General features: G+C 58.5%; 2 protein-coding genes. One reads left to right on the top strand and one right to left on the bottom strand.

Going from position 1 to position 371, the window contains the following annotated elements:
- A partial coding sequence (locus AC1DDH_RS20835) for a hypothetical protein (RefSeq protein WP_476956271.1) occupies positions 1–195 on the bottom strand: 195 nt, incomplete at its 3' end.
- Here AC1DDH_RS20835 and AC1DDH_RS20830 point away from each other — a divergent pair.
- Positions 194–371 (top strand): ribbon-helix-helix domain-containing protein (locus AC1DDH_RS20830; RefSeq protein ID WP_476956272.1); only part of this gene is annotated, 178 nt, incomplete at its 3' end. The two genes, AC1DDH_RS20835 and AC1DDH_RS20830, sit on opposite strands and share 2 nt — an antisense overlap.

The raw sequence follows: 371 nt of genomic DNA, 5'->3' as shown, positions 1-371 counted from the left end.
ACGTTGGCCAGCGGGAAGATTGGGCATCCCGGAAGTTTGGTGACCGAAGCCATTCTGCCCGGCGATGGAACGAAGTGCGCAGACGGCGATCACCCCCTGGGTTACCGCCAGGATATGATGACGAAGACTGGCCACTCCCCACTCTGGGAGACCACCGGCAGGAGAGTCACTGATCGCAAGTGGAGAGATTTGCATGCTGAACAGGAGAACCCATTTGAGTCGCATCGTCCTAGATTTGCCAGTGGCTCAGCTAGAAGCACTGGCGAAGCTCGTCGAGATCGAGGGTCGCCCACGTGCGGCCATCATTCGTGACGCGATCCAAGCATACATATCCCAGTCCAATCGGTCCATGGGCACCACCGTGTTCGGAC

It is taken from the genome of Arthrobacter sp. 10T425, assembly GCF_056393985.1.
This window is presented reverse-complemented; position numbering and strand designations above follow the sequence as displayed.